Source organism: Clostridium sp. (assembly GCF_036639235.1).
GTDB lineage: Bacteria > Bacillota > Clostridia > Clostridiales > Caloramatoraceae > Clostridium_AB.
In genome coordinates this window covers 22,738-27,758 of sequence record NZ_JAVWJB010000023.1, presented here as the reverse complement: position 1 = coordinate 27,758, position 5,021 = coordinate 22,738, and the positions used below count along the sequence as shown (strand labels likewise).

General features: G+C 34.7%; 7 protein-coding genes and 1 other annotated feature. Of the genes, 6 read left to right on the top strand and 1 reads right to left on the bottom strand.

From position 1 onward, the window contains the following. The 6 genes from RR539_RS07055 to rplT all read left to right on the top strand — a co-directional run. A partial coding sequence (locus RR539_RS07055; protein ID WP_442878402.1) for a DUF6873 family GME fold protein occupies positions 1 to 317 on the top strand: 317 nt, incomplete at its 5' end. A gap of 63 nt (positions 318 to 380) precedes the next feature. Continuing rightward, positions 381 to 1,289 (top strand): putative sporulation protein YtxC, encoded by a 909-nt coding sequence (gene ytxC / locus RR539_RS07050; RefSeq protein ID WP_332483589.1) that lies wholly within the window; start codon positions 381 to 383, stop codon positions 1,287 to 1,289. 297 nt (positions 1,290 to 1,586) lie between these two features. Further along, positions 1,587 to 3,500: a threonine--tRNA ligase gene (gene thrS, locus RR539_RS07045; protein WP_332500286.1), complete on the top strand. Its 1,914-nt coding sequence runs from the start codon at positions 1,587 to 1,589 to the stop codon at positions 3,498 to 3,500. A gap of 49 nt (positions 3,501 to 3,549) precedes the next feature. After that, positions 3,550 to 3,675: a sequence feature (ribosomal protein L20 leader region), on the top strand. 21 nt (positions 3,676 to 3,696) lie between these two features. Beyond that, positions 3,697 to 4,218: a translation initiation factor IF-3 gene (infC, locus tag RR539_RS07040; protein ID WP_332500285.1), complete on the top strand. Its 522-nt coding sequence runs from the start codon at positions 3,697 to 3,699 to the stop codon at positions 4,216 to 4,218. Between the two features lie 21 nt (positions 4,219 to 4,239). Then, positions 4,240 to 4,437: a 50S ribosomal protein L35 gene (gene rpmI / locus RR539_RS07035; protein ID WP_332474736.1), complete on the top strand. Its 198-nt coding sequence runs from the start codon at positions 4,240 to 4,242 to the stop codon at positions 4,435 to 4,437. Between the two features lie 30 nt (positions 4,438 to 4,467). Further along, complete coding sequence (gene rplT / locus RR539_RS07030) at positions 4,468 to 4,827, top strand: 50S ribosomal protein L20 (RefSeq protein ID WP_332474737.1); 360 nt, start codon at positions 4,468 to 4,470, stop codon at positions 4,825 to 4,827. Here the strand turns inward: rplT and RR539_RS07025 are convergent. Next, positions 4,828 to 5,021: hypothetical protein (locus RR539_RS07025; RefSeq protein ID WP_332483592.1), on the bottom strand; the 194-nt coding region annotated here is incomplete at its 5' end.

Sequence of the window (5,021 nt, the reverse complement as noted above, 5' to 3'; positions counted from 1 at the left end):
CAATAGTAGATTTTTCTTCCTTTGTAACATCTGATAGGGGAATACATACTATATTAATTAGGGAGAATTTAAAATCCTTACTTGTATCGCCAGGGTCTATTGATTTATTTGAATTAGACTATGGTTTTATAGGAGGAGCCTCAGGAAAGATATCTGTTAATGAAATTGGTTTTTGTGGCAATTTAGACCTACATAAAGATGCTATAATTATTAATTCATATCTAGAAACTAGTGGAGCTGTGCCTATTTCACTTGGCGAAAATAAATTAATTGATTTAGGTACATTAATACCTTTAAAAGAATATAATGGTATATAATCACCGGTTTTTTCCTGAATAGCATTTTACGGAGCACACATACTATTCTTGAAGGGAGTGATAATGTTGCTTCTCCTGTCTATAGGATATACTAACACCAGAAATGACATGTATTATAAATTTACACAGCTTTGCTCGTATTTAAGAGAAAAGAATATTGAGGCTGCTATTGTAGAGAGTGCAGATCAGGTTAATTATATAAAGTGCATACTGAAAGATACTAAAGATAATCTTGAGAACTTTAACGAGTGTAGAGACTTTTTTTATGCATATGCTGCTAACATTATCTATGAGTTTATCTCATCAGAGTATGAGGAGAATATAATTAAGAAGATAGTTAAAGAGAACTATTATTATCTAGAAAAAAAAGAAAAAACCGAGATAATAAAACGCTGTAACTCTTTAATAACTGGGTCTAGTAATTATGTATCAGTAGGTCTTATGCCGAGTATTAGCTTTAAGAACTCAGTTATTAAGAAGATACAGGATTATCTAGATAATGATAAGGAAATTAACATTGAAGGTTTTGTTAGATTTAGACTTAAGAGCATAATGTCTGAGATTAATATTATTGTTGATAAGGTTGTTGAGGATTATGTTCTTGAGAGGGAATACAGTGAATTTATTAAGCTTCTTAAGTACTTTGTAGATGTTCAGGAAAGTAAGTATGAACTTATCAATATATTTATAGATAGTGATGGTAAGTTTAATGTTACAGATGAAGACAATATGAATATTACAACAGAATTCTTTGAGGACTTTGGAGTTGAACTAGTTGGTAATATAGCCCAAAGTGAAGATGTATTAATAAGTGCCCTAATTACTTGCTCCCCTCTTAAAATAGTTATACATGGAATAGAAAATATTAGCTGTAAAGAGTCAATAGACACCCTAGTTAATATTTTTGGAGATAGAATTATACTTTGTAGTGGATGTAACAAGTGTAGCGATTTAGTTGGGATATTTTTGTAGACATTTATCATGTAGTTGTGATATAATCTAAGCGTTATTATAAAGCATTTAAGCGTTGATTAGACGAGTAGGTTAGAACCAATTATAAGAGAGAGGACTTTATAAGCTGGAAGAGTTCTTTAATAAGGCTAACTGAAGACTACCTATGAGCTTAAGGCATTGCCTCGTTAACTGCGTTAAAGTTTTAAGTGGGTTAATACCAATCTGGGTGGAACCGCGGGAAATAATACTCTCGTCCCTGTATTTTTGCAGTGGCGAGGGTTTTTTTATTATAAATTTTTATTTAGGAGGAAAACCATGATTAAAGTTACACTAAAAGACGGAAAAGTACTTGAATTTGATTCAGGTGTAACTGCAGGTGATGTTGCGAAAAGTATAAGCATGGGACTATACAGAGCGGCACTTGCAGCTAAGGTTAATTCTAAGGTTGTAGATTTAACTTTCCCTATAGAATCTGATTCAGAGGTTGAAATACTAACAGCTGATTCAGAAGAAGGGATGGGGGCACTAAGACATACAAGTGCACATATTCTAGCACAGGCAGTTAAGAGACTTTATCCTGAAGTAAAACTTGCTATAGGACCATCAATAGACAATGGTTTTTACTATGATTTTGATGCTCCATTTGCAATTACTCCAGAGATTCTAGAAAAAATAGAATCAGAAATGAAGAAGATTGTTAAGGAAGATTTATCTCTTGAAAGATTTGAAATGTCTAGAAATGAGGCAATTCAGTTATTTAAATCTCAAGGAGAAGACTATAAAGTAGAATTAATTCAGGACCTTCCAGAGGATGAGATTATATCATTCTATAAGCAGGGTGAGTTTACTGACCTATGTGCAGGACCTCATGTTGAGTCAACAGGTAAGGGTAAGGCTATTAAGCTTTTATCAATAGCTGGTGCATACTGGAGAGGTGATGAGAAGAACAAAATGCTTCAAAGAGTTTACGGAACATCATTCCTTAAAAAGAGTGAACTTGATGATTACCTAAACATGCTTGAAGAAGCTAAGAAGAGAGATCACAGAAAAATCGGTCGTGAACTTGACCTATTTAGTATGAATGAAGTAGGACCTGGGTTCCCGTTCTTCCATCCTAAGGGAATGGTTATTAGAAATGAACTTGAGAACTACTGGAGAAAGATCCATACGAAGAGTGGATACAAAGAAATAAAAACACCTATTATTCTAAGTGAATCACTATGGCATACATCAGGTCACTGGGATCACTACAAAGAAAATATGTATTTTACAAAAATAGATGGGGAAGACTATGCAGTAAAGCCAATGAACTGCCCAGGTGGTGCTTTAACATACAAAAATGGAATGCACAGCTATAGAGATCTTCCACTAAGAATGGGTGAGCTTGGACTTGTTCATAGACATGAAATTTCAGGTGCACTACATGGACTTATGAGAGTTAGAACTTTCACTCAAGACGATGCTCATATATTTATGACAAGAAGCCAGATTAAGGATGAGGTTCTTGGAGTAATTAAGCTAATAGACACAGTTTATAAGACATTTGGATTTGAGTACCATGTTGAACTTTCAACAAGACCAGAAAGTTCAATAGGAAGTGATGAGGACTGGGATGCTGCAACAGATGGCCTTCGTGAGGCACTAGAAGCAGCAGGGCTTTCATACAAACTAAATGAAGGGGATGGAGCATTCTACGGACCTAAGATTGACTTCCACCTAAGAGATTGCATCGGAAGAACATGGCAATGTGGAACTATACAGCTAGACTTCCAGTTACCAGAAAGATTTGACCTAACTTATATAGGTGAAGATGGTGAGAGACATAGACCAGTTATGGTTCACAGGGTTGTATTTGGAAGTATTGAGAGATTTATTGGTATACTTATAGAGCATTTTGCAGGGGCATTCCCAACTTGGCTAGCACCAGTACAAGTTAAGATTCTACCTGTAACTGATAGAGCTAATGAGTATGCGAAGAAACTTGAAGACATGATGCTTGAAGAAGACATTAGAGTTGAAATAGACACTAGAAACGAGAAGATTGGATACAAGATTCGTGAGGCACAACTTCAAAAGGTACCTTACATGATTATCCTTGGAGATAAGGAAGTTGAATCAGGTAATATATCAGTTCGTTCAAGGGTGCAAGGCGATATGGGATCTTCATCAGTTGAAGACTTTATTGCTCAAATTAACACTGAAATTAAGCAAAGGGTAATAAACAATTAATTACTAATTTTATATTGACATAAAGTTTTTAGGTTGATATAATACTAAGAGTAACAAGAAGAAACCATCCGTTTCTCACCTTACTCTGACAGAGGTTGTAGGGTTTAATTTTGAATATATTACATTTGTGTATATATATTGCGGGTGGATTTTCCATCCGCAATATTTTTTTATATATGGTTCTAAAATTCTGGAGGTGAATACCATTAATAAAGATAGTTTAATCAACGAAGAAATTCGTGAGAAAGAAGTTAGAGTTCTAAGTGCAGACGGTGAAGCACTAGGATTTATGTCATCAAAGGAAGCGCTAGAAATTGCTGAAAAGAAACAACTTGATCTAGTTCTAATCGCACCAACGGCTAAGCCACCGGTTGTTAAGATTATGGACTACGGAAAATATCTATACGAACAACAAAAAAGAGAAAAAGAAGCTAGAAAAAAGCAAAAGATAGTTAACATGAAGGAAGCTCGTATAAGCCCAACAATAGAGGCACATGACCTTGGGGTTAAAGCTAAGAACGCAGGTAAGTTCTTACAAGACGGTGACAAGGTTAAAGTTACTGTTAGATTTAGAGGTAGAGAAGCGGATTACTCTCACTTTGGAAGGGAATTACTTAATACGTTCTTCGAAAAAGTTTCCGAGGTGGGTGTCATAGAAAAACCAGCTAAGCTTGAGGGTAGAAATATGATCATGATTTTAGCCCCTAAGAAAGCGTAACTTAGAGAGGAGGAAACTAAAATGCCAAAAATGAAAACTCATAGAGGTGCAGCAAAGAGATACAAGAAGACAGCTAGTGGAAAGTTCAAGAGAGCTCATGCTTTTAAGAGACATATTCTTAACAAGAAGTCATCAAAGAGAAAAAGAAAGCTTAGAAAAGGAACATACGTACACGTAGCTGAATTAAAGACTGTAAGAAAGTTATTACCTTACGTATAAAATATATAGAAGGAAAAGGAGGGCACACTAATGGCAAGAGTGAAAAGATCAGTTCATTCACACAAGAGACGTAGAAAAGTATTAAAGTTAGCTAAGGGATATTACGGTGCGAAGAGCAAGTTATATAAAATAGCAAAGCAAGCGGTTATGAAGGCTCAAAGCCAATCATACGTTGGAAGAAAGTTAAAGAAGAGAGATTACAGAAAGCTTTGGATCGCAAGAATCAATGCTGCAGCAAGAATCAATGGTTTATCATACTCAAAGATGATCAACGGATTAAAGCTTGCAGGTGTTGATATCAACAGAAAAATGCTTTCAGAGATCGCTATCAACGATGCAGCTGCATTTGCTGAACTAGCAGAAGTTGCTAAGGCAAAGCTTAACGCATAGTTATTTAAGACCTGTTTTTACAGGTCTTTTTTTATTGCAATAAATACTTAACTTGATAATATTTGGCTCTAGTGCTAAAATCATATTATTTGGTATAATAGGTTTTTTTATATGGAATACTAAGTGAATAAAGGTTTTTATAATGTAATTATTGTTATATATAATTAGGAGGATATCAATGCTTACGAGAACAA